This is a genomic window from Rhizobium leguminosarum, assembly GCF_010668065.1.
Classification (GTDB): Bacteria; Pseudomonadota; Alphaproteobacteria; order Rhizobiales; family Rhizobiaceae; genus Rhizobium; species Rhizobium leguminosarum_S.
In genome coordinates this window covers 47994-68432 of the sequence record NZ_WUEN01000003.1, presented here as the reverse complement: position 1 = coordinate 68432, position 20439 = coordinate 47994, and the positions used below count along the sequence as shown (strand labels likewise).

The window sequence follows — 20439 nt, the reverse complement described above, 5'->3', positions numbered from 1 at the left end:
CCTGGATTTCTCGCCTTGCCAAATTTTGCCATGCTGGCTATTTTAGCCCAATGAGCACTATGAATATTTCGCTGCCGGATAGCCTGAAGCAGTTCGTCGACCAGCAGGTCGCCGGGCGAGGCTATGGTACCAGCAGCGAATACGTCCGCGAGTTGATCCGTCACGACAAAGATCGGCAGCACTTGCGTAGTCTCCTGCTTGAGGGTGCTTCATCCGAGACGACCGAGCCGGTTGATGCCGCCTATTTCGATAGCCTGCGAGCCCGTGCCTCGCGGCAAAGCTCCAAGTGATTGCAAAGTCTATCGTTCCCCGCGAGTCGGCCCGCGGGGATATCGAGAATGCCGTGGACTACTATGCTCGCGAGGCTGGCGCTCAAGTCGCGATTAGCTTCGTTGACGCGCTGCAGTCGACATTTGGTTTGATCGCAAAGCATCCTTCATCGGGTTCATCGCGCTACGCATATGAACTCGGTTTGCCCGATCTGCGCAGCATGTCGCTGAAGGCTTTCCCTTATATCGTCTTCTATCTTGAGCAAGCCGATTACGTCGACGTATGGCGTATTCTGCATGCGAAGCGCGACATTCCAGCGTGGCTGCAAGATCCCGAAGTGTCTGCGTAGTATGGCATGCAGTATTAGGTAGAGGGGCCTGCGCTGTGATCCGAACGAAGGTCGACCCACTGTGGTTTAAGCGGTGCTGCGCGTTTCATCTGCAGTTTTTTCCCGATCGCGAGGCGCTATCAAAGCTCTGCGATTTGCAGGAGAGCATCGAGCGAAATAGCACTGCGCCGCTTCTGCGCGTCCCGGCCACAAGCCTGCACATGATGGTCGCAACTCTGCTCAACGCGGCGACGCAGTTGAGGATTCCAAACTACGAGGTCTGGAAGCGAAAGGGGAACGATGGAAAGCGATCGTGGAGAAACTGGTCGAAGAGACCCCGCCGATTGAGCTCCATTTCGATGAGGTCGCCGCCTCAGAAGCCGCTATCTTCGTAAAGGCCCAGGAGCCGGTAGAATTGCGCGAGCTTCGCTCGGCCATTTCAGATGCTATCTGCTTCGAACACTGGCGCCCAACTCCGCCCCAAATTGCTCACATGACATTGTTCAGGTTTTCTGCAGTAGAATGGCTACCGGCAGTCGACTTTAACGCAGTGTTTTTGCCTGTAGGAGTCCGGGTTGGATCCCTTCAATTGTTGGAGGAGCGGGTTTATCCAAACGTCGACGTCAACATGTTGAGCGAGCCGTTGTTACAGGGCAGAAGCCCGCGATAGCGCACTTATTTCACGCACACGGTAGATCTGCTCGACGGCACCTCCTTTCGGCTCCTCGGCCCGGCCGACCCTTCACTTCTTCGATGGACTTTCAAAGATCGATGCCGCGGCCGCGGTTGACGGTGCGCTGGCGCCGTTCCGAAAGGATCTTTTCGCTGCTCTCCTTGCGGACGGTCTGCTGCAGGAATTTCAGCCTCTCCTGCATCGCCTCAAAGGCGCTGCGCTGCGCTGGCGGAATGTGGTTGATGAGATCCCTCTCTCCTCGGACGATGGCATTGCGGCCGAAGCGCTCGTCGAGCGCGGTGCTGACTGCGGCGAACTCCCGGCGAATGCTGGGATCAAGAGAAGCGGCAGATGCGCTCAGCTTGTGGCCGTTGTTCTTCACCTCAACGGTCAGACGCATGAGCACTTCTTCCGCCGCCTTCGACAAGCCGGGAATGGCGACTGCCATGCGTCGTCGCACTTCGGCAATAGCCTGGCGCTCGGAATCGAGGGCGCTGGCATAAACTCCGCCGGCCGCGCGCAGGCGAGCGGCGGCTTCAGGCACGGCCTGCACAGCCTCCTTCCGCTCCCGGCCGGAAGCCAGCATCCGGTCCATCAGACGATCGGAACCGCGTAACGCGCCGTAGGCGGCCGGATCGTTGGTCACCGCGGCGGCGATGCGCTCGGCAGCAAAACCTTTCTGGAGCAGGTCTTCGATCTTGCCGACGGCGCCGGCCGGATCGCGCCAGATCATGCTTGCCACGGTCGCCAGCGCGGCGCGCTGCTGGCGATACAGCGGCGTGGCGAGAGTGCGCGATCTCGCCTCCTCGTCGATCGGGGTCTTGAATTCGGTGACTGCGGCGAGCATGGGGACATTCTCCTTATCGGGATCGGCACTGGCGCCAGCGACGATCGTCGAGCGATCCCGCCGCTCGGCGAGATGCTGCTCCTCGGCAAAACGCTTCACGGCTTCGAATAGGCCAACCAACTTCTCGCGTCTGGTGCTCGCGAGGTCCTCCGGCAGACGCCCGGCTATGTTGCGTTCGGCAATCGCATCGGCTTTGGCTGTGAAGGCGCTCCAGCCGAAACGGGCTGTCAAGGCTTCGCTCACCGCCTTCACCTCCTGGACGATCGAGCGGTCTTCGGTGGCAAGCGCAAAGGCGGTCTTGTAGGCGTCGTCACCACCCTGCCTGCGCACCGCCTCGATCTCGACGAGACGTGCCATCGCCGCCTTCGAGAGAGCCGGGATCGGCAGGGACATATGAGCGCGGCGCTGTTGCTCACGGAGATCGAAGCGTTCGGCATTCCGGCGGAACTCCGTCGCATGGGCACGGCCGAGCGGCAGCAGTTCCGTCAAGGAGGTGATCGCGGCATTTCGTTCGTCGCGTGCCGCACGACCGTCGACGATGAGATCTGAACCACGCAGGCGGCCCAGCCGATCGGGTACTCCGGCAAGATCCTCGGCAAGCTTGCGCGGTTCGATGCTTGTATCCGAGGAAAGCGCGTTCAGCGCTGACAGCGCCGCATCCGGGTCACGATAGATCTTCTCCAGCAGCGGCCGCAGGATGGCTTCGCGCTCTTTCCACGCCGGCGACGAACGCTGAGCCAGCCGCGCGTCTTCCTCCAAGCTCCTGGTGAAGCCCGTGGTGGATGGGATCAGATGCCGCGCACGGCCGGCATCTGCATCCGAGACAGTTTGCGTTTCAATGCGCTCCTCATTGTAGGAGACCCGCCGCTCCCGCTCGATCGCAAAACCGAGCGCCATGCTCGCCCGCTCCCAGAGCTCAGCCACCTGCTCTCTCTTTTCCGCAATCCACGCCCACCGCCGCGAAACCTCCTCTTCCATGCCGGCGGCAGCTTGAGAAAGAGTGTCGATCCCACGACGCCGGGCGAAGTCGTCGGCATACTGGCGATAACCGGCCTCGCTCTCAAAATCGAGCGTCGTCGTCTTGGCGCCGGAGCGCGACAGGCGTTCGACGAGTTGCTTGAACAGTTCCGGCCGATGGCTTTCCAGTTCGATGCGCTCCAGCCGGGCTTGGGCGGTTTCGATGCGTTTGGCGGTCCAGACATTGCGGTCGACTTCTCTTTCCTCGAACCGCTTCTGCCCGGTTTGTTCATCGACGACCGGAACCTGAACCTTGACCTTCTCGACACCGTCCTTGCGCAGGGTCACCGTGTCGCCCTCGGAGACACCACCTTCTTCGAGCGCCTTCGGCAAACTCACACCCCAGAGACGATGGACGCTTCCGTCATCCGTCTTCACGTCGGCATAAGGACTGTCGTCGGCATCCTCGTCATTCGGCCGGAACTTGGCTTGTCCGGTTTCAACGAGCTCGCCGGTCACGCCGGCGGCATGATCGACACGCTGCTTCCTTCCCCATTCCGGCCTCGCTTCAAAGTCTTCCTTCGCGGCATAGAGGTCAGCGCGGCCGCGATGCCGGGTCATCGACACATAGGTCAGATGCTGATCCATCATGCCGGTGGCGAGTACGAAGGTTCGCTCGACGGTGGCGCCTTGTGATTTGTGAATGGTCGCGGCGTAACCATGATCGACATTGCGATAACTGTCCTCACTGATGACGACATCCCGGCCATTGTCGAGACGGACCGAAAGCAGTGTATCACCACGTTTGTCGCCGGTGGAAACGATCGTGCCGAGCATGCCGTTCTTCACATATTGCGGGCCGAGACGGGGAGCACGTGGCTCGAGGAAGCGGGCATTCTCCAGGAAAATGATGCGGTCGCCGGGGGCGAACTCACGCGCACCTCGTTCGGTCCGGAAAGAGCGGCTCTCACCCAGCGCGCCCTCTCCTGTCATCACCGATCGCAGTGCCTCGTTCAGACGCTTCACGTCATGATTGGTATGGGCGAGCACGAGAAGCTCGTCGCCGCGAAGACGACCGTCATTGCCTTCGAGGACCGACGTCTCGATTGCCAGTTTGCGCGCTTCGCTCCAATCGGCGACGATCCGATCGATGATTTCGTCGCGCGTCGCCGCCTCGATGAGATGACCCTGCTGCGCATAGGCGTCGAGACCTTTCTCCGTCTCGCCACGCGCAAAAAGCCGCGATGCCTCTCGCGCCCACGGTTCCCGCTGGCGGCGCACACCGGCAAGTTCGGCAAAACCGATCCGCTCAGTGATCGCCCGGAACGCCGCACCCGCCTGGATCGGCTGAAGCTGCATCGCATCACCGACCAGGACGACTTTCGCCCCTGCCTGTTCCACGAGCTTCAACACGCGGGCCATCTGCTGCGACGACACCATGCCGGCCTCGTCGATGACAAGCACGTCACCGCGATGAAGCGTGTCGCGCCCATTGGCCCAGATGAGCTCCCAGGCGGCGAGTGTTCGCGACCTGATGCCGGAGCTGTCTTCCAGCCCTTCGGCGGCCTTCCCCGCAAGGGCCGCGCCGATCACCCGGCGGCCACCGCTCTCCCAGGCGACGCGTGCGGCGGCAAGCAAGGTCGACTTGCCGGTGCCAGCAAGGCCGACCACGGCGGCAATGCCGTTGTCACCGGTGACATGACGGACCGCGTCCACCTGTTCCGCATCGAGCTTGAAGGGCTTTTCCGGATCGCCGGTTTCGACGTGTCTGATCGCAGCCGCAACCGCCCGATCGGAAACGGCAAAACCCTCGTGCTCCGACAACACCTGCGCGGACCGCGCCATGTCATATTCAACGCGCAGAATGTCGCGCGTGGTGAAGACAGCGGGTTCCGCCACCTTCCCCGTTTCGGCATCGACCTGTTGCGGCTTCAGCATGACAAGATCGTCCGACGCCATGAGCCGCGCGCGGATATTGGCAAAGTCCGCGGGATCGTCGACAGTGCGATGCAGCGCCTTGGCGATATCGCGCTCATCGAAGGTGGAGCGTTCATTGCCAAGCTGTTTCAGCAGAAGCTCCGGCTCGGCAAGCAGCCGGTCGGCCATCTCCTGCCGACGGGCAAGGTCGGCCGGTGCGAAGTACATCGTAGCACCCCTGCGGGAAAGGGCTGCCTTCTCCGGACCGAGATGTCTTTGCGCGATGCCATCGAGCCCCTGTTCGGCATAGGAGCGGCCATCGAGCCGGATCTCGTGGCCGGCAAGCGCCAGATGCCGGTTGGCCGTTTCCGCCCAGGCGACCTTCCAGGCCTTCATGGTTTCCTTGTCGCCGGCCCAGAGCTTGTAGACGATCCTGCCCTTTGGTCGATCCGGCGTGACAACCCGCAACGGCGCGCCGTCTTCACCGGTGACCGCCACCTTCTTGCGTCCAAACCCCTCCTCCGTCAGCGGTCTTAGCGTCGTCATCAGATGGATATGCGGATTGCCGTCCTTGTCGTGGTAGACCCAGTCCGCGACCATGCCCTTCGAGGTCAGATTGTCCCGGACGAATTCGCGCACCAGGCCAATATTCTCGGCCCGCGTCAGCTCTTCCGGCAGCGCAATGATCAGTTCTCGCGCCAGCTGCGCGTCCGCCCGTTTCTCGAAAGCATCGACCGCATTCCACAGCGCCTCGCTCGCCGCTGCAACGGTGCGACCGTCGATCGCCGCGCGCAGCCAGGCTGGGGTCTGGTCTGGGAGCGCCAGCTCTTCATGCACCAATTCGGACGCCCCGCCCCGATAGCTGAACGACGTGCCGGCCTGTTCGTCCATCATCCGGGCGCGGTGGCGATAGGCAGCGGCCGAGACGATGCTGCGTCCCGCTCCCCTGCTGATCACCTGCGCTCTGACGAACATGATCGCCACTGCCGTCTCCTCACCTTCTGAGCACGTCGCCACAGCGACGTATATTGCGCCCTCAAACCGATCGGACCGCAGGGCCGATGCCGCTTTTCCGGAAGACGGCCATCGGTCGAAATTCCGGCTGCGACGTTTTGGGGCTGGTATAAAATAGCCTATTTAACTATCGTTTTCCAGTTAGTATAATCGGTCTTCAGAGGCTACTTTCAGGATAGGGGGATTCACTAATGGCCGCAAAATCATCGATTTCTGATCTCGACGCGCAGATAGAGAAGCTGCGAGAACGTCGGCGTATTCTGATAGTTAAATCGGCCGAGCGGTTTGCCCGCGCTGCGACGAAGTCGGGGCTGGCGGAAATGGAGATCGCCGACGAGGAGGTCGAGCGGATCTTCGAAGAGATCGCCGCTCGATTTCGCAAAGAGGAAAAGAAGGGGGCTAGCGCCGCATCTCCTCAAACGCGTCGACCAGCAGTTGGTGGCGCTGGATCGACGTCGGAGGTTTCACATGACGGCTGACCGCAAGAAAGAAGCACGCGAGAAATTCCTGCTCGGCGGCATCGTCGTGAAGGCTGGCCTGTCGACGGCCGACCGGGCTTTTCTGCTCGGCGGCCTGATCGAACTTGCGAGGGTTGCGCCAGGCTCACCCGGGTATCAGCGGCTGTGCGATATTGGCGAAGAGGCTTTCATGGCCCCTTCGCTCGATCCTTCTTCCCCGCGCATCGAGGAGAACGCCGGATGGCGCTGAAGGGTCGATTGTATCCGAGCCTGCTGCTGGTCTTCGTGCCGATCGCCCTGACAGCGATCGCCGTCTACATCACCGGCTGGCGGTGGCCGGCACTGGCCCACGGCCTGTCGGGCAAGACGGAGTATTGGTTCCTGCGCGTCGCACCGGTGCCGGCGCTTCTGTTCGGACCGCTCGCTGGACTTCTAACCGTCTGGGCGTTGCCGCTGCATCGCCGGCGGCCGGTCGCAATGGCCAGCCTATTCTGCTTTCTCCTCGTCGCGGGCTTTTATACTTTGCGTGAATATGGCCGTCTCGCACCATCGGTGGAACGTGGTGCGGTCACGTGGGACCATGCGCTTTCCTATCTGGATTTCGTTGCCGTCATCGGCGCGCTGGCGGGTTTCATCGCTGTGGCGGCGGCCGCCCGCATCTCTGTGGTCGTGCCCGAGCCGGTTAAACGGGCGAAGGGCGGAGCGTTCGGAGATGCCGATTGGCTTTCGATGTCGGCGGCGGCAAGGCTGTTTCCGCCCGACGGTGAGATCGTCGTCGGCGAACGTTATCGCGTCGACAAGGAAGTCGTCCATGAGCTTCCATTCGACCCCAACGATCGCAGTACATGGGGACAGGGCGGCAAGGCGCCGCTGCTCACCTACAGCCAAGATTTCGATTCCACCCATATGCTCTTCTTTGCCGGATCGGGTGGATACAAGACGACCAGCAACGTCCTGCCGACCGCACTGCGTTACACCGGCCCTTTGATCTGCCTCGATCCTTCCACCGAGGTCGCGCCGATGGTGGTCGAGCATCGCACGCGCGTTGTCGGGCGCGAGGTCATGGTGCTCGATCCGACGAACCCGATCACGGGCTTCAATGTCCTCGACGGCATCGAGCATTCGCAGCGAAAAGAGGAGGATATCGTCGGCATCGCCCACATGCTTCTATCGGAAAGCCTGCGTTTTGAATCCTCGACGGGTTCCTATTTCCAGAACCAGGCGCACAATCTCCTGACCGGTCTGCTGGCCCACGTCATGTTGTCGCCGGAGTATGCCGGCCGCAGGAACTTGCGCAGCCTCCGCCAGATCGTTTCCGAGCCGGAACCCTCCGTCCTCGCCATGCTGCGCGACATTCAGGAACACTCGGAATCTGCCTTCATCCGCGAAACGCTCGGCGTCTTCACCAACATGACCGAGCAAACCTTTTCGGGTGTCTATTCGACGGCGTCGAAGGATACTCAATGGCTGTCGCTGGACAGCTATGCAGCCCTCGTCTGCGGCAATGCCTTCAAGTCGAGCGATATCGTATCGGACAAGAAGGACGTGTTCCTCAATATCCCGGCGTCGATTCTGCGCTCTTATCCGGGCATCGGGCGTGTCATCATCGGCTCTCTGATCAACGCCATGGTCCAGGCCGATGGCGGCTTCAGCCGCCGAGCGCTCTTCATGCTCGATGAGGTCGACCTGCTAGGCTACATGCGGGTGCTGGAAGAGGCGCGCGATCGCGGTCGTAAATACGGCATCAGCATGATGCTGCTCTATCAATCGGTCGGACAGCTGGAGCGGCACTTCGGGAAGGATGGCGCGACGTCATGGATCGATGGCTGCGCCTTCGCCTCCTATGCGGCGATCAAGGCCCTCGATACGGCGCGCAATATTTCCGCGCAATGCGGGGAAATGACCGTCGAGGTTCAAGGGCGGTCGCGCAACATCGGCTGGGACACGAAAGGCGGCGGCACGCGGAAATCCGAGAGCGTCAATTTCCAGCGCCGGCCGCTGATCATGCCGCACGAGATCACCCAGTCGATGCGCAAGGACGAGCAGATCATCATCGTCCAGGGCCATAGCCCGATCCGTTGCGGCCGGGCGATCTATTTCCGGCGGAAGGAGATGGACGCGCAAGCAAAGGCCAATCGCTTCGTGCGAACTTGACGAGCTCACACGTTCAGCAGCGCGCCGCCCGAGTTGCGTTGGGCGGACGTCTGCGATAAGCGCCTTCGTACGCCGCTCCCGCACGGAAGGCGCCAAGGACTTCTGAGGAACCGAGACGAGCATGGCCGCTGAAATGACGAATACATCTATGACGAAGTGACTGGCGAATGGCGTCCGGCTTCGGAGATGTCAGCATCCGCCAGTGGCGGTGAGGCGGTCGTTCGAGACGCAAGCGGCAATGTTCTTGCCGATGGTGACTCGGTCACCGTCATCAAGGATTTGAAGGTCAAGGGAGCCGGCCAGACGCTGAAACAGGGCACCGTCATCAGGTCGATCCGCCTCACTGATAATCCCGAGGAGATCGATTGCCGCCATGATGGAATCAAGGGCCTCGTTCTACGCACCGAGTTCGTGCGCAAACGCTAATTCGAGTTCTCAGGGCCTGCTCAGCGGAATCGGCTGACCTCCGTGGCCGACTTGCGGCGACGGATGAATTCGCGCAGCAGCGGCAGGAAGAAGGCTTTGCTGAAGCGGCCGGTTGGCGGCTCAGGCTCAAGATAGAATGAATTTCCGACGATGTCGGTATTGAACTCATCGAAGATAATCCAAAGCCTGCGATCGGCATCGAGGCCGGCGCGGCGCTTTTCGATGGCCGGCACTTCCACAGCAAACCGCGACGCCTCCGGCTGCTTGGTGGTGATGGGAAAGAAGAGAACCAGATCCCCGTCCGGCCGCAGCATTCTCACGCCGACGGCCACCGGCCGCTCCTTGCGTCCTTCCGTCTCTCCACGCCCAGCCTCTCTCGCCCATAGATAGGGATAGCGTATGACGCTTGCGGTCTGGATCAGCTCGTAGTTCATCAGTGGCCTGCCTCGTCCTCGCCGGCGTAAGCCTCGACGGCGTTCTCGAACTCGGCAAACAGTTCATCGGGCATCGTTTCAATGGTCCCGGCGGTGCGCCGATCCGACTGCTTCATCAGCCGTTGGTAGTCTTCGATATTGAGGAGGACCAGTCGGGGTTTATTCCGCTGGGTGATGGTCACTGGATGGCGCAGGGCTTCGGCGATGATGTCGCCAGACTTACGGGAGAGGTCGCTGGTTGAATAGGAACCGCTTGACTTAGGCATATGGGTCACCTTGGTGCTGTATTTGTTGTAATTTACAGCATTTCCAACAGTGCTGCAAGTTTGCTGGTTGGAGACGTTACGATCATGCCTGGAAAGTAGCTGTGGGTGTCCCGTCATTGCCGCTCAGCCTCAGACGACTGAGCCATCGCCAATTGGAGGCGGCCGTCGTCTCTCAGCATCTGAAGCGTCTACACGAGGATCAAATTGCACGCACCGCATGAACGGGGATGTCAGTTTCTAGCGTGATATCCTGAATTATCGACGCCAGTGTGCCGAGTTCATCGTCGGTCAACCGAACCAATGCCGGAAACTTGACCTCGACCCCACCGTCATCGGCCGTCAAAGCGTTGATCCAGTTGCCGCCGTTGATGCGGTATTCATGTGTGTCGTAGTCGATCTCCAATTCATCCAGCAGATTGATGGTGAAGCGCCCGAATATCTCGGTCTCGCCTTGCAGCTGATAGGCAATGAATTCGTCATCTCCGACGAGAAGGTTTCGTTCCAATTCCATGATGACATGGATCCGAGCGATTGCCGCGTCGAGCCCTTCAATCAGGCGGTCGTGAAGCTCTCGCGAGAAATCGGTGTCGCCGCCGAAGCGGTTTGCGACGACGACGAGCCGGAACCCGGCAAGCTTGGTGTGGAGCATGAGGTTGTGGTCGGATGTCATAATGTGATCTCCTTCATCTTGATGACGGAGATCGGCCACTCTGTAGCAAAGAGGGGTCAAGGACCGCGGAACGCGGCTCGCAAGCGGGGGAACCGATTTTGTCGCTTGTGGCAAAATTGGGGGAGACCGCGCCGTCCTTGACGCCGGATTTGCTGGAGTAAAATAGGATGTCAGAGAGAGAAGAGACCCGCGGCCCCAAAGGGGACGCGACCGTTTCCGGCGTCAGCCGGCGGGGGAGAGTCGAGGGGTGAAACCCCTGATGGCCTGGCGGCCGGTCGATCCGGCCGGCCAGGCTCACGGACACGGCGACAAGCCTCCGTCAGAACGGAGGCTCAGCGTCGATACGGCCGTCCTGCTCGGCCCAGATCACCTCACGTTCGGCCAGCGCCAGTTCGAGTTCGTTCTCGATCTGGCGACGCTCGGCTGGATCGGCGTTCCGCAGCTCGGCCTGCAGCAGTGCGATGACTTCGTCGATGCAAGTGGTCATTGTCGTCTCCTTGACGTTTGTGAAAGACGAGCGCTCCGGCCATGGCGGCATGGAGGGGTCAAGGATTGCGAAGCAACCGGCGGAGCCGGCGAGTGGGGGAGCCGATTTTGTCGAAGTGGAGGGGACCGGAGCGGCGGCAAAATTGGGTGCACCGCTCGTCCTTGAGGCCTTCATGCCGCCATGGCACCCTCGGACGGACTGAGCAGACCTTCCCTCTCCGTATGCCACCGGAAAAGCCGGTAACGGGCTCGATGCCCGTTGCCGGCTCGAATAACAACAAGGCTCGCGGCAGAGACATTTTGGGAGCCGGCCCCGTTGCCGGGACCGGCCAGTGTGAGGCTCAGGCCGGGTTGTTCCAGAGGATCACCTTGCGGTTCGGCTCGCCGCCGGGTGCCGGTGCGACGTTGCCGAAGATCACGCCGATCTCCGGCGCCTCCAGCTTCACCGAGAGGTATTCCTCGCCGGTCACGCGGGCGATGCGGTTCCAGGCGGCACCGATCTCAAAGCCGGTGCGGCGATGGATGACACGAAAGTCGGGGGCTTCATCGCTCTCCTTGCTGGCGTTCGGGACGATGGCGATCGGGGCGTTGACCCGGATGGTGGCGAAGATGCCTTCGAAGCTGCCGTCGGTCTTCTGCGTCAGGGTTGCGATCGTGGTGGCCATGGTATTGTCTCCTTCGGTTGCTCGGGACCATTCCCGATGACGCCCGAAGAAGGGGCCGAGCCGCAGGCGTCACCGGAGCGCCAGCGTAGGGGAACCCCTTGCGGGTTGACGCTGATGGCGGCCGGTCCCTTAGAAAGGCGACACATAGAACGGGAATGGCCCCAGATTGCAACCGAAGGGCCGGACGAACCATTATGGCCGCCGGTCCGGCTCTGCGTGGGAGGAGGCTACGGCTTTTGAAATGCCTCGCCACCGTTTGCGGCCAAGACTCGCCGCTCCTGGCCATCGCAAGCGAGATGCGCTCACGGCTGCTCCATCATCCTTTGTCGCCCGACGGGGCCGACACGATGATCGCATCGGCGCTGCAGGCGGTGCATCTGCCGGGTGGAGTTGTTCGCTCCGAGATCGAATACGTGAGCTTAGCCAACACGCCCACCAGCGCGTGCTGACGGATCCGACAGTGTTCCGCCGGGCGCCGAGCTTGAACGCCCGGACCTGGCCGAGTGATTAGGATCGGCTTCGTCAGGCGTTCTAACAATCCATGGCGCGCCAACACATCACAAAACGGAATCCATCGGCTGCAAAGGATTCAAAACTCTCGTTGGACAGCGTCGGTCTCCGCAGGAATGATTCCCGCCATGAGCCGAATGTCGTTTCACCTCCACTGCCAGCGTGTCGACGCCAGCCGTAACATGGCCCGCTATTACACGCTCGCAATCGAGCCGACCTTGTTCGGCGAAACCGCGGTCGTGCGCAGCTGGGGACGGATCGGCAGACGTGGTGGCGAGAGGACCGACGTGTTCGGGACCGAACAGGAAGCCGTCGCGCATTTTCTCGATCTTGCTCGCCGGAAGCGTCGGAAGGGCTATAGGCCGACCAAGGCTGCGATGCCGTTAGTGATGACCTGACCGCTCACCAGCACAGCGCGATCGTCTGCGCGCGATCGTCACGTCTTCAGGGTGTCAAGACTGCACCGGAGGCTTGGCCCTGTAAGGCTGAAGCAAGGGCTCATGCTGTCGCCAAACTCTCAGGTTTCGGATCGGTCAGTTCCATCGCCGGGGTCCTGACTTCCAACTATCATGGTCAAGACCGGTCCCAAGCGCGGTGTTCCAGCGACATTATACTGGCTATTTCGCGCTAGTGTAATCGCCGAGACCCATGCTACATGTTCGCAGGCGACGGTCAGCCGGTCCGACGAGATGATCATGGGGGCCATGTGCGACGTTTTTCGATTGGCGAGCAGGTGTACGATGAAGACGATCCCGAGCTTCCGGCCCGGCTCGAACACGCTTACGCGCAGAAGCTACGGCCACTTTGCCGATGCAAAGAGCCGCCGCTTCCGATGTACATTGCATGCATCGACGGTCTCCATGTCATCAAGCGCATGCCGCTTTCGGGACGAGACCATGACCCCGCATGTCCGTCGTATGAGCCACCCTACGAGCTATCGGGTCTTGGGTCTTTGATCGGCAACGCGATCCAGATCGATGGAAGCGGAACGGCTGCTCTGAAGCTCGATTTCCCCCTGACGAAAAAGGGGGCTCGTAGTGCACCCGCGTCCTCCACCGAGGCATCTGAGCCGGCTTTGCGCAACGAGACAAGGAAGCTCTCGTTGCGCGCCGTCCTGCACTATCTCTGGGAGGCGGGAGAACTGACGGAATGGCGCTCATCATGGGCCGGCAAACGCGGTTGGGGCAGGGTGCGGACAAGTCTCATGAACGCCGCCTCACAGATGACCGCACGCGGCGGACCATTGAGCGACATTCTGTTCGTGCCGGAAGTGTTTCATCAGCAGGAGCGCGAGGGAATAGCCACCCGCCGGGCGGCGGCCTTGGCTCCTGCCTATACCTCCAGTTCCGGGCCGCGGAAACTGATGATGACTGTGGCGGAGGTGAAGGAGTTCACGGCTTCCCGGGGCGGCCGGAAAATCGTCGTTCGTCACCTTCCCTTCCCCTTTATGATCGAGGAACGGACCTGGAACCGGTTGAGCGCCAGATATGAGACGGAGCTGGAACTCTGGCGGTCGGGCGAGGACTTTCATCTGACCATGATTGCGACCTTCGGGATATCAGGCGCGGGGATCGCGTCCATCGAGGAGCTCGCCATAATGGTGGTCAACGAGAATTGGATCCCATTCGAGAGTATGCACGAGCAACATCTCCTGGAACGGCTTTCAAGGCTGAAGCGAAAGAGCGTGAAAGGGCTGCGTTTCAATCTCTCCCGCGAGCAACCAGTCGTCTCGGTCACCTTACCGGAACAACGCCCGGCTCCCGTCGCCATGTTCATCGTGCCTCCCGGTGCCGGCGAGGATTTCGAGAAGGCCTTGGCTGAGATGATCGAAATGAGACCGGAAATTACACCGTGGATCTGGCGTGTCGTCGAAGGGGAAATGCCGCAGCTTCCATGATCGGACAGCGAAATGTCTTGCTTCGGCCAAGCCGATGAGCGGATCAGGTTGCGACGAAAATATTGAGTGTGCTCTGGATCTGTCGCTTTGAGGCGTCGAAAGCCTGGATCAGTTCGTGCGGATCCGACGACGACGTTTCTTGCGAGATAGCGACACCTTCGACCAGGGAGCGCAATCTTGAGATCGTTATGATGCGCCGCTTGTGGCAATGAAGGCACGCAATGCTGCCGCCAAAGGTGTGCCGGCGACAGAAGCATGGCATCACGATCGGGCTTGAGGCGCTGAACCGCTTCGAATGTTACCTGTTCAACACGATGGACGATCTTGCGGCCCATATCGACGCGGTCGGACATCCGCATATCCGCGTCATGTACGACACGTTCCACAGCAATATCGAAGAGGCCGATCCCATCGGCGCCTTCACGCGAAACAGTGACCGCATCGTCCATGTCGACATTTCGGAGAACGATCGCGGCGTACCCGGACGCGGAAACATTCCCTGGGCGGAGACGTTCAACGCGCTACGTGCGAGCGGCTACGACGGGTGGTTGACAATCGAGGCCTTCGGCCGGGCGCTCAAGGAGCTCGCCGCCGCGACAAAGGTCTGGCGCGACTTTTCTGAGACATCGGAAGCGGTCTATCGCGAAGGCCACCGCCATATCCGCGATGGGTGGCACGCGGCGGCATGGTCAGGTTTCCGACTGTAAAGATGTCATCCGCATCGCATGCGGCAGATGGTCGGTCTGAAGCCGAATTAGCCCGCGCAGCTGCCGCCTGGCCGCGCGATTGGAATGTTGGCGCTGCGCCCTAATTTATATCGACACCAAGGAGGGGAACAGGATGACGACTATCACCTACCATGTCGGCGAGCACGACGGCGGCTTTGCCTACCGCCTGGGGGACGTTTGGTCGGAGACCTATTCGGACCACGATAGCGCGCTCGCTGCCGCCAAGTCGGCGGCCCAACGCCAGCACATTGAAGGCCGCGATGCAGAAATTTCATATCAGCTAGCCGATGGTCGGTGGCAGACGGAACATGCCGATGGCGGCGACCGCCCCGATACCGAAGTCGTCGACGACGAATAGGCAAGGTTGATGGGCGTCCTGGCAGAATCCTGCCTCTGCGGAAATGTGCGCATTGCCATCACTGTGCCCAACGCGGGTCGGCATCTGTCCCTGTACCTACTGACGGCAGGGGACCCGCCGCATTCACCTACTCGCCATATGGCCGGCCGGGCAGTTCGAGAGCAAAGGCGGCACTGTCGATCGTGGTGGACGCCGATTCTGTCCGGAGTGGGGATGTCCTCCGTGGACGAGTAAAGTCGAGCTCAAGCAGGGCGTCCGTTTCCGAAGCGTCGCCCCCCCCGACACACAAGCTCTGGATCAAGCGCCGCGAGGTTAGGCTGCGCCCGGTCGACGGCGCCACGCGGTTCCAAGAGGATTGGGTTTAGCAAATCCATCATCGCTGCGAGCTCACGCATTTGGAATAGAGACGAGTGACCGCACCTTGCTTCAAAGAAACTGCGGGAGATTTCGGCGCTCACCGTCGTTCGAACGGTCACCCTAAATTTCTCGAGCGAGCCAGCGTTAGCCATCAGCAGATCGTAACCGGGCCGTTGCATGAAGTCCTGGGACAGCCAGTGAGGACCGATGTCGGTCGTCCAAGCTATTAAAGCGCCTCGCAATCTTTCGAATTGGCTGACGGCACTTTAGGTCTTTGGTTTTCCGCATGTCGTGATCGCAACCGCCGCGCGGTAGTGCGGGACATGCTTGAGACGCAGCTATCCTCTGGAGAGGCCCTGAAGCGCGGCGAGCTATTCTGCAATCAGCCGCGGTGGCGGGTTGCTCACCCCGCTTGATAAAAGGGCGCCAGGGGCGTCGATGCTTTCGATCAGTTTCAACTCGGCACGGCGTGTTGGAAAGGAATGTCTCGGACACAAGAAGTCCTATCCTCGACGGACAGAACATCCGTCATTCGATCCCCTTTAGCGACCAGAAGCTCTTGCTTTCTTGGGGGCCGAAATACCGCTTTCCCGCTCAAGCTTTTTGCGAGCGAGTTTACGGACACGCCTGATGCCCTCGGCCTTCTCACGAACACGTTTTTCGGAGGGCTTTTCAAAACGCTCCCGAAGTCGGGCTTCCCGGAATACGCCCTCGCGCTGCAACTTCTTTTTCAAAAAACGGAGCGCTTGCTCAACGTTGTTGTCACGTACCAGAACCTGCATTCTAAAACTCCGAGGATCGCTAACGCGCCTCATTAGATCCACGCGCATTGATGATCAAGCCTTGAAAGACCGATTGCCTAAATTCTCTGTCGTCACTGTTTCATGGGCACGATCGCGAATGGGGCTAGAGGTAAGCTCTTGCCAGCGATGTAGCGTCGGAAGTTCAACCGTCGCACATGAAACTATCGTGCTTTCGCAGCTAAAAGATGACTGAAAACCTCTCCAACAGGACTGAATTGCCCGCGTCAAATCGAACGCGATGATTTACCAGTTCCTATTTGCGGCCTGTTGCGAGGCGGCCTGATGATCGCCACGATTGCTCGAAGGGCAGCCGCAGCATTGCCCAATTTGACCGGATTAGGAAATTATAGCCAGGCCGCGTGGCAGCTTGCCGGTTCGATGAAAACCGCCATATAACGCGCGATGACGTTTGATTCGAAAATTTTTGTCGGCCTGAAGCCCACGAGCAAAAAATCAGCTCCGGTCCGCGAGCCTTACCAGTCGAAATGCCAGTGGGACGGTTGCGAAAGCGGCGGCACCAATCGTGCGCCCGTTGGGCGAGATGCGGAGGGTTTGTACCTGGTGTTCTGCCCGCAACATGCGAGAGAATACAATAAGGGATACAATTTCGCGAGCAATCTGTCCGATCCGGTCACCGCCCGCTATCAGAATGACGCAGCAAGCGGCGCCCGTAAGACGTGGGGGACCCGCGTTGATCATGCGACAGAGATGCCGCTTCCTTCGACCGTCCGCTCAGGCACAGCAAAAGCCCTTAACGCGCGCAAGAGTGCTGCACAACATCAAGCAACGAAAGCTGATCTCCAGCGACGTAAGCTCAAGGTATTGGAAGCGAAAGCCTTCGAAACACTCGGCCTTTCGCAGGACGCGACGCCTGAGGAGATCAGACGCCGTTATAAGCAGATGCTCAAGCTGCATCATCCAGACGCCAACCGAGGAGATCGAAACTCAGAAGATGAACTCCAAGCGGCAATCGACGCCTATAAAATCCTCAAGTTGAACGGGTTTCTGCTAAATCGGAGAAACAGTCTCTGCGGGTCAACAGATAACACGCTGCCGTGAAAAATTTGTGGAGTGCGCGGCGCGCGTCTCAAATATTGTCTAAAAACCCCTAGAGCGGCCGCGGTCCTTCGTATCCTTGACGCGTCGAAATCCGTGTCGTTCTCGAGAGCCGTCACTTCGGCCACAGTCAGACCAGTGGTTTCTGCAACGTCATCTAGCGAATAGCCGCGAGCCGCGCGAGCTTCCGCAAGCAAGCCGCCGACGGACAGAGCAACAGGGGATTTTCACAATCTTCGAGACCACGTTCATGTCGCTAAAGCTCCTTTTGGCGGCTGGAAAACGTACCAAACAGCTTCGCTGCACGTCGTACAAGTCCTCGTCATTGGCCCGCCAGACGTCGATAACCGCATCCTTGATGGGTTGCCCCGCCGTATGGCGTGGAAGGCCCGCTGGGCGGCCTGATCATGCGAGCATCAGTTGAGGAAGAGACGGCTCACGCCGCCTCCTCCTCGTCGAGTTCGGGCTGCAAGGAATGCAGGTAGTCGACGGCGCGCTGCGCATGTGCTGCCGCCGAGAAGATGGCGCGCTTGTCGTTGCCCAGAACCTTCAGCCAGCCATCGAGATAGCGTGCGTGGTCGGGGCGCGGTTCGAGCTCTGGGACAATGCCGAGATCGGCGCAGAGAAACGAGCTGCCGAGTTCGGCGATAAGCTCTTCGCGGGCCCGATCGCTCCGGTCTTTCGCGTAGCGGCTGAGATCGCGATCAAGCCGTCGCGGTGCGGCGGTCCAATGCGTCATCTCGTGGCTGAGGACGGCGACATAGGAAGCATCGTCCCTGAAGGCATCCAGGCAGGGCATCTGGATGTAGTCACGCTGAGCGGCATAATAGGCAGCCGATCCTCCGTGCCGGATCAGCGCGCCGGTATTGGCAAAGAAGCGGCCGGCATCGCCGATGCGGCTCATCGGATCCTGGACAGGTGCGATATCATGAAAGCGCCCGGGAAGACCGGCGATCTGGTCGGTGTTGAACACCGTGTAAGCTTTGAGGAATGGAACATCTTGTTCGATCTCGGTGCCCGTCTCGGTCGTCTCGGTGCGGATGAACGAACTGGCGAAGACGACGGTCGTGCCGGTTTCGCCCTTGCGGACGGCGCCGCCGAGCTCGATTGCCTGGCGAAACGTCATCCACCTCGATGAGGCAAAGCCGTGGGCGATGGCTTCGGACCAGAGGAGCAGGACGTTGATCCCGGTGTAGGGTTGGCCGTTGTGGCGCAGTGGCCGGCTGACCTCACTTCCCGCATGTCCCGTCGTCCAGGGTTTGGTCCATGGTCGCACGCCTTGTTCGAGATCGGTGATGATCCTGGTGGTGATGCGGCTGTAGATATCGGATCGTTGATTGGATTGTTGCCTGCTCATGTCTGAACCTCCGTTTCGAGGTCGCGGCCATCGCGACCTGCTACGGCGGTCCGAAAGCCGGGCTGCAAGCGCTGCCTGCACCCGCAGGGCCGCAACGCAGTGGAGGACGGCAAAGCCGTTGCGGGCGGCGCGAGCCTGGCAGGACCAAAAGCCGGGGCAGGACGCGATCGCACGCAAACTAAGTGGAAGGTTTAGACGGAGGCGGAAATGGCAAATCCGCGAGGCGGCATCACGTCCCTCTCGTCGCAGATGAAGCGCGGACGATGCAACATCACGCGCAATCAAGATCTTCATCCTGAGCGGTAAACATCCGGGCATGGCGTGAGAATGGGCTCACCTGCCGGCTGGCAACGGTCGATCGCCCTTATTCGGCGCGGCAATCAAAGCCGGAGGTATGTCGCTTCAAATCTCTCAACGATCTCGTCGATGAGCGCGAGCTGGGCTTTGCGAATGTCGCTACGTCGCGCAATGTTCGTGGGAGGCTGGTCGGGCAACTGGCCAGGATGACTTCACGTCACTGCCAACCGCTCAGTCGGGCTGATGGTGGAGACGTTTTCCACCGCCCAAGCGGCTATCATATCCGCGTTCATCAAGGTCCCGCTTTAGGAGATGCGGACGTGCTTTCTCTAGCTGTCCCGCTCGCGCAAATCGCTTCGCAGTCCTACGGATACCGCAACTGAAACACTCTAATCCAGCCAAATCCGTCCAAGATTACAGTTCCCGCTCAGGTGTTGCGAGAAAGACTCGAAGCATCGTTGCAAATCGATACGAATCAGCCGAGGCCCCGCCCGTTTTAGTGCTCTTGATGGAATACATACCACGGCCCAACAGCCTCTTTTCTAGGATGCTGAAAACTCGACCTTTGTGGTGTAACAGCTATTTATGGAACTGAAGGGAGGATCGAAACCCCCTCAGAGCTTCTGTTGCTCTATCGCGCTGAAGCGCAATGCCCTTCCATCGGCTTTAGCCAAAGTGTCCATTTCTTTTTCGAGCACGTCTCGATCGTCGACGCCGCGCAAGAGGCGACCAGCAAGCACATCGAAACGGCCGGCGGCGATGTCCGCGATAAGAAGTGCAGCTCGAGAAGGGTGGATATCGACGCCGTCATCGAAGAGTTGCTGGATGCCGGGCAGATAAGTTTTGCCCGCCTCCGAAAACAACTGCTTTTCCGTCATGTCGGTTCGTACGAGCCCCGGGTCGACGGCAAAGGCGCGTATGCCATGAGCGATCGTCGTATCATTGAGACACTCGGTCAGCCGCATGATCGCTGCTTTACTCGATGCGTAGCCGGAGCCGTGTGGGAAACTATTGCCCGTCCCTCCGCCAACAAGGTTGATGATCCGGCCTCTGCCGCGCGCCAACATTGTCGAACAAGCCGAGCGGGAGGTGTGAAACGTCCCCTGCAAGTTGATTTCCACATCCCGCCACCAGGCAACAGGGTCACACTCCCATATCGGTCCGAAAGCCTGGAAAGAACCGTGATTGTTGACTAACGTATCAACCGGTCCCAACTCAGATGCGATCCGCGCAAAAGCGCTTTCGACGGCGCTGTATTGGGTAACGTCGGTCGTCACAGCGATCGCTTGCCCGCCCTCATCTTCAATCAGCGAGGCTGTTTCCTCGATCTCAGTGGCGGTTCGCGCAAGCACTGCGACCCTGGCGCCTTCTCGCGCCTGCCGGAGCGCGATCTCCCGACCGATCCCTCTACCGCCACCGGTGACGACCGCTACGCTGTGCTTAAGCCGGGTCATTTTGTGCTCCTATCCTGTGTAGTGCCGCCGCCGCAACGCAACGGTTCGACTCGTTGA

At 60.2% G+C, this 20439-nt stretch carries 20 protein-coding genes and 3 pseudogenes; 13 read left to right on the top strand and 10 right to left on the bottom strand.

Annotated features, from left to right (window positions below; genetic code table 11):
* Nucleotides 1-50 precede the first annotated feature (50 nt).
* From GR198_RS08790 to GR198_RS08780, 3 genes and pseudogenes are all read left to right on the top strand, one after another.
* Entirely contained in the window at nt 51-290 is a 240-nt protein-coding gene (locus tag GR198_RS08790) for a type II toxin-antitoxin system ParD family antitoxin (protein WP_164068361.1), read from the top strand.
* Nucleotides 287-619, top strand: a complete 333-nt coding sequence (locus tag GR198_RS08785; RefSeq protein WP_164068359.1) for a type II toxin-antitoxin system RelE/ParE family toxin — start codon at nt 287-289, stop codon at nt 617-619. Before GR198_RS08790 ends, GR198_RS08785 begins: the two co-directional genes overlap by 4 nt.
* Nucleotides 620-654: 35 nt before the next feature.
* A pseudogene (locus tag GR198_RS08780) lies at nt 655-1268 on the top strand (2'-5' RNA ligase family protein).
* 91 nt (nt 1269-1359) lie between these two features.
* On the opposite strand, the gene traA reads toward GR198_RS08780, so the two are convergent.
* Nucleotides 1360-5976: a Ti-type conjugative transfer relaxase TraA gene (gene traA / locus GR198_RS08775; RefSeq protein WP_164068357.1), complete on the bottom strand. Its 4617-nt coding sequence runs from the start codon at nt 5974-5976 to the stop codon at nt 1360-1362.
* A 221-nt stretch (nt 5977-6197) separates the two neighbouring features.
* Between traA and GR198_RS08770 the strand changes: the two genes are divergently transcribed.
* From GR198_RS08770 to GR198_RS08755, 4 genes are all read left to right on the top strand, one after another.
* Entirely contained in the window at nt 6198-6485 is a 288-nt protein-coding gene (locus GR198_RS08770; protein WP_164068355.1) for a TraC family protein, read from the top strand.
* Nucleotides 6475-6714 (top strand): conjugal transfer protein TraD, encoded by a 240-nt coding sequence (locus GR198_RS08765; RefSeq protein ID WP_130742146.1) that lies wholly within the window; start codon nt 6475-6477, stop codon nt 6712-6714. The genes GR198_RS08770 and GR198_RS08765 overlap by 11 nt, the downstream gene beginning before the upstream one ends.
* A complete protein-coding gene (gene traG / locus GR198_RS08760) occupies nt 6705-8618 on the top strand; it encodes a Ti-type conjugative transfer system protein TraG (RefSeq protein WP_164068354.1) in 1914 nt (637 codons plus the stop codon). Before GR198_RS08765 ends, traG begins: the two co-directional genes overlap by 10 nt.
* A gap of 144 nt (nt 8619-8762) precedes the next feature.
* Nucleotides 8763-9044: an alkylphosphonate utilization protein gene (locus tag GR198_RS08755; protein WP_164069034.1), complete on the top strand. Its 282-nt coding sequence runs from the start codon at nt 8763-8765 to the stop codon at nt 9042-9044.
* A gap of 20 nt (nt 9045-9064) precedes the next feature.
* Here GR198_RS08755 and GR198_RS08750 read toward each other — a convergent pair whose 3' ends face one another.
* The 5 genes from GR198_RS08750 to GR198_RS08730 form a co-directional block, all read right to left on the bottom strand.
* Nucleotides 9065-9478 (bottom strand): hypothetical protein, encoded by a 414-nt coding sequence (locus GR198_RS08750; RefSeq protein WP_164068352.1) that lies wholly within the window; start codon nt 9476-9478, stop codon nt 9065-9067.
* Nucleotides 9478-9744 carry a type II toxin-antitoxin system prevent-host-death family antitoxin gene (locus GR198_RS08745; protein ID WP_164068350.1) on the bottom strand — a complete coding sequence of 89 codons (267 nt, stop codon included), beginning with the start codon at nt 9742-9744 and terminating at the stop codon, nt 9478-9480. Before GR198_RS08745 ends, GR198_RS08750 begins: the two co-directional genes overlap by 1 nt.
* A 199-nt stretch (nt 9745-9943) precedes the next feature.
* A complete protein-coding gene (locus GR198_RS08740) occupies nt 9944-10414 on the bottom strand; it encodes a hypothetical protein (protein ID WP_164068348.1) in 471 nt (156 codons plus the stop codon).
* Between the two features lie 319 nt (nt 10415-10733).
* Nucleotides 10734-10901 carry a hypothetical protein gene (locus GR198_RS35330; RefSeq protein ID WP_165507536.1) on the bottom strand — a complete coding sequence of 56 codons (168 nt, stop codon included), beginning with the start codon at nt 10899-10901 and terminating at the stop codon, nt 10734-10736.
* Nucleotides 10902-11241: 340 nt separating this feature from the next.
* On the bottom strand, nt 11242-11565 hold the full coding sequence (locus tag GR198_RS08730) for a DUF736 domain-containing protein (RefSeq protein WP_164068346.1): 324 nt from the start codon (nt 11563-11565) through the stop codon (nt 11242-11244).
* A 236-nt stretch (nt 11566-11801) separates the two neighbouring features.
* Between GR198_RS08730 and GR198_RS08725 the strand changes: the two genes are divergently transcribed.
* The 5 genes and pseudogenes from GR198_RS08725 (at nt 11802) to GR198_RS08705 (ending at nt 15058) form a co-directional block, all read left to right on the top strand.
* Nucleotides 11802-12014 carry a hypothetical protein gene (locus GR198_RS08725; protein WP_164068344.1) on the top strand — a complete coding sequence of 71 codons (213 nt, stop codon included), beginning with the start codon at nt 11802-11804 and terminating at the stop codon, nt 12012-12014.
* Between the two features lie 177 nt (nt 12015-12191).
* The gene (locus tag GR198_RS08720; RefSeq protein WP_151519785.1) at nt 12192-12473 is read left to right on the top strand and encodes a WGR domain-containing protein; all 282 of its coding nucleotides are present in this window, start codon (nt 12192-12194) and stop codon (nt 12471-12473) included.
* A gap of 308 nt (nt 12474-12781) precedes the next feature.
* Entirely contained in the window at nt 12782-13972 is a 1191-nt protein-coding gene (locus GR198_RS08715; RefSeq protein ID WP_164068342.1) for a DUF1173 domain-containing protein, read from the top strand.
* Between the two features lie 251 nt (nt 13973-14223).
* A pseudogene (locus GR198_RS08710) lies at nt 14224-14679 on the top strand (sugar phosphate isomerase/epimerase family protein); the annotation flags it as partial.
* 133 nt (nt 14680-14812) lie between these two features.
* Nucleotides 14813-15058, top strand: a complete 246-nt coding sequence (locus GR198_RS08705) for a hypothetical protein (protein ID WP_012759919.1) — start codon at nt 14813-14815, stop codon at nt 15056-15058.
* A gap of 899 nt (nt 15059-15957) precedes the next feature.
* Here GR198_RS08705 and rpsU read toward each other — a convergent pair.
* The gene (gene rpsU, locus GR198_RS08700; RefSeq protein WP_081250632.1) at nt 15958-16197 is read right to left on the bottom strand and encodes a 30S ribosomal protein S21; all 240 of its coding nucleotides are present in this window, start codon (nt 16195-16197) and stop codon (nt 15958-15960) included.
* 423 nt (nt 16198-16620) lie between these two features.
* Here rpsU and GR198_RS08695 point away from each other — a divergent pair, with 423 nt between their 5' ends.
* Nucleotides 16621-17277, top strand: coding sequence for a J domain-containing protein (locus GR198_RS08695; protein ID WP_164068340.1), 657 nt, complete (start codon nt 16621-16623; stop codon nt 17275-17277).
* 44 nt (nt 17278-17321) lie between these two features.
* On the opposite strand, the pseudogene GR198_RS36215 reads toward GR198_RS08695, so the two are convergent.
* From GR198_RS36215 to GR198_RS08680, 3 genes and pseudogenes are all read right to left on the bottom strand, one after another.
* Nucleotides 17322-17526: pseudogene (locus GR198_RS36215) on the bottom strand (helix-turn-helix domain-containing protein); the annotation flags it as partial.
* Between the two features lie 184 nt (nt 17527-17710).
* Nucleotides 17711-18631: an ArdC family protein gene (locus tag GR198_RS08685; RefSeq protein ID WP_164068338.1), complete on the bottom strand. Its 921-nt coding sequence runs from the start codon at nt 18629-18631 to the stop codon at nt 17711-17713.
* Between the two features lie 911 nt (nt 18632-19542).
* A complete protein-coding gene (locus tag GR198_RS08680; protein ID WP_164068336.1) occupies nt 19543-20382 on the bottom strand; it encodes an SDR family NAD(P)-dependent oxidoreductase in 840 nt (279 codons plus the stop codon).
* Nucleotides 20383-20439 lie beyond the last annotated feature (57 nt).